Origin of the sequence: Novosphingobium naphthalenivorans NBRC 102051, assembly GCF_001590985.1 — a bacterium.
Lineage (GTDB): Bacteria > Pseudomonadota > Alphaproteobacteria > Sphingomonadales > Sphingomonadaceae > Novosphingobium > Novosphingobium naphthalenivorans.
Genome location: NZ_BCTX01000165.1, coordinates 1 through 3,337, shown reverse-complemented (window position 1 = coordinate 3,337; position 3,337 = coordinate 1). Strand labels below are relative to the sequence as shown.

The window sequence follows — 3,337 nt, the reverse complement described above, 5'->3', positions numbered from 1 at the left end:
CTTCGGGGAGGTCGACAGCAAGTTCCCGGGCGCGCAGCCATTGTGCACGGGCCAGACGATGCCGACCGGTTTGGGCGATCGTGCGGAAGATCGCCCGCTCGGCGGCCTCGCCCAAGTGCTCGAGCGCCGCGTTCTGGACCATTTCCTTGCGGGCCGGGAGAACGAGCTGCAGCGCCGGGGCATCGGCGATGTCCACCCGCACATGCCAGGTTTCGCTGGCGTCGACCTCGCTGATGCTCGGCATGGGGCAGGAGACCGTGAGGCCGTGAAAATTGATGCGCGGATAGCTGGAGGGAATGTGTCCGCGATCGTGGAAGATGCCGATGCGGCACCCGTGCCACCCCTCGACACGCACGGCTCCGGCGAGAAAATCGGTCCGCTTGAGTTGCTCACCCTTGAACAGCACCGGAAGCGGGTAATGCCGGGCTGCATTGGCCGCAGCATTGGCGAGATCGGCGATCCATGCCTCGGGCATGTCGATACGGATTTCCGTGCCGAAGTCGATCTCCCAGGGCTCGACAGCCAGGGCGGCGCCTGTCTCCCAGGCTTCGGGCGGAATGACGACCCGCCAACCATGGTCGGCGCCCCGCGCATGGGAGCGTATCTCGACGCGGCGCCCCGCTAGGCTGAACACGCCCATGCCCGCCGGGTCTTCACGGTGGGCGATGGCCGCGTCCCAGCCTGAGTCGCCCAGCGTCACCAGCTTGGCCGGATCATCGACACCGATGCCGTCGTCGCGGATAACGAGGATGGCGCGGCCGCCAACATTGATGGTATCGATCTCGACGCGGCTGGCGCCGGCTCGGCGCGAATTCTGGAGCGCCTCGACGAGGACATCCGACACGCCGTTGTTGAAGAATCTGGTGATCTTGCCCAGCAGCGATTGACCGACCGAGGTGTGGATTGTGGCAGGAAGGGACATGGCGCGCTCCGCAATACCGGTGCAACCAATTCCGCACCGTCCTATCCGCCCTACCCCCTCCCCCTCATGGCGAAGAGACGCGCAACCTGTGCCTTGCGTCGAGGAGTTCGGCGAAGCGCTGCCTGACGGCGCGGGCATCCCGGAAATGGTTCGCAAGGTCTTGGCGCTCCAGCAGTTGGGTCCGCGCCAGGGCAATCCGTCCTGCTTCCTCGATTGTCGGCAATCGCGGCGGCCAGCCTTTCACGAACCGTAGGGCCGGTGGCATCGCCGCTTCGATTTCGCGGCGCGCGACGGCGTCGCGCTTGGCGAGAGCTATGTCGCGCGCCAGTGACGGAGCCAGCAGATGCGGCGCCACGTCGGCCAGCCACCGTCCCGGCTGGAAAGAGAAGGTGGAGGACGCCTCCATCGCGACCAGGTGGCGGTAAAGATCGAGATTGCCGGCGGCGCGGCTCGCGGCGGCGAGGTCGGCGCCCGAAGCGAGGACACAGAAGGCGCAGGACAGTCTGGTGGATCCATGGCAGCGATAGGCTTCGTGAAGCGGCAAGCCGTGCCGGTCGTGGCAGGCGAAGACCTGCGGCTCCGACCAGTCGACAAGCGGATACCAGCTCAGCATACGCGTGCCCGAGGCATTTCCGGGCCTGGCGAAGCGGGTGTCGAGACGCGAGATCGGCGTACCACGCCGCGCGGCGCTTTCGGCCCGGCGCAGGCCGATCACCGAGACAATCGTCTCGCCCCGGTAGCGGCGTGTCAGCTCGGGTCCAATGACCTGGGCCTTGAGTTCCGAGGTGCAGAACCGAAGGCTGGCCGAGGACCACGGGCCGATCAGGTGATAGAGTTCGAGATTTTCGTAGCGGCGGCATCCACGGGCGAAACGTTGTTCCCAGCGCGCGACCATATCGCCGGCGCCGCGGCGCACGACGACGAGCGGCAGACCGAGGCGACCCGCAACCGCTGCGACGGTCGCGGGGGTGGAACGCCATTCGGCGCGGCCGAGATCGGCATGGATGGCGATCCGGCGCGAACGGGGATGCCCGAACAGGTCGAGCAAGGCGTTCGCTGCCTGCGCGCTTGCGGTGGAATCCTTGCCGCCCGAAAGGCTGAAGGCAAACCAGGCGCCGCCCGCGATGGCATCGAGAACCGGAGCGTCGATCGCGACGTCGGGGTCCGCGCCGGGCACTCGCCGCGCGACAGAAAAGGGGATGTTCACCCGCGCTACTCCGCTGCGAGGTTGCGGATCATTCGGCAGCCAGAAGGATGGCGAGAGCTTGCCGGATCACGTCGTCGTGAGCGCCATTGACGATCACGGCCTGGCGGTTGGTGGCAGTGACCGCGCGCGCTACGAGATCGAGCGGACGCTTGCGCAAGGGGTATTGGAAGACCTGGCCGCGTTCGATCGTGACGAGATTGGTGCGCAGCAGCCCCTTCAACCGGCGATATTCGAGTTCGCGCGCCAGCAGGTCGCCGACTTCGGCCTCGAGGTCATGTTCGAGGGTCAGCCCCTGATAGGTGCGGACCGGGCGGTTGGCCTTGAGCCATGCATTGACCTCGGCCTCGCTCCACCGTCCGATCTGGCGGTAGAAATCGCAGCCGCCCTGCCCCTGATTGCGGGCATCGAAGGCACGCTCGCCATCGATCCAGATCTCGGCGGTATAGGCATTGGATTCTTCGGACAGTTTGGCGTTGTGGTTGATCCGGCGCAGTTCGATCTTCATCGCGTCCTCCATCGCTGCCCGGCAATTCCGGGCACACAGCGCCACCCCCTCTCCTTCCGGGTCGCAAATCGGGAGGACTTGGCCAAACTGTCGACTTCGATCATGCCGCGAGCTTGGTGGCCTCGCGATTGAACCGCTCGATCCAGTCGCGCATGATCGGGCGCTCTTCGACGGGAATGGCCGCGGCCACGCGTTGAAAATCGACCAGCTCGACCGGCGCGCCGACGATAATCGCGTCGATCTCTTCCGGATCGAGCAAGACCTGGTCGCGGATATAGGCGGTCATCGAGCCTGGGCGCGCGGCGGTCGATGAGCGCCATAGGCCCTCGACCGTGCGCAGGCGCGGTGCCGCGCGGGCCTCGACAAGCACGATGAGACGCAGACACCAGCGGGGGAGCGAGCGCAATTCGTCGACTTTCTGGGCAGCGCAGAGCCAGCAGGCCGACTTGATCGGCACGGGGAGACCTTCCTCGCGGATGCGCTGGGCGCAGCGGGCCCGGTCCCAGCCCCACTCGCGCAGGGGATAGCGATAGTCGAAGCGTTCGCTGACGTGGCCTTCGCGGTGAGCATAACGGCGGCTTTCGGCGGGCGAAGCGTCATAGCCGATAAGCTTCACCACCTTGTCGCCACGCCTCCAGCAATCCTGCGCGCGTTTCCAGCGCGCCACCCACTGGTCCTGCGGCTGGATCTTCCACTTCTGACT

At 66.4% G+C, this 3,337-nt stretch carries 3 protein-coding genes and 1 pseudogene; all 4 read right to left on the bottom strand.

The genetic code is table 11. The features are described 5' to 3' along the window. Positions 1–922, bottom strand: a pseudogene (locus NN5_RS24335) (ATP-binding protein); the annotation flags it as partial. A 64-nt stretch (positions 923–986) separates the two neighbouring features. Then, a complete protein-coding gene (locus tag NN5_RS24330; RefSeq protein WP_083835217.1) occupies positions 987–2,129 on the bottom strand; it encodes a phosphoadenosine phosphosulfate reductase domain-containing protein in 1,143 nt (380 codons plus the stop codon). A gap of 28 nt (positions 2,130–2,157) precedes the next feature. Then, positions 2,158–2,634, bottom strand: a complete 477-nt coding sequence (locus tag NN5_RS24325) for a hypothetical protein (protein ID WP_041559375.1) — start codon at positions 2,632–2,634, stop codon at positions 2,158–2,160. 100 nt (positions 2,635–2,734) lie between these two features. Beyond that, on the bottom strand, positions 2,735–3,337 hold a 603-nt coding region (locus NN5_RS26485), incomplete at its 5' end, for a hypothetical protein (protein WP_067739213.1).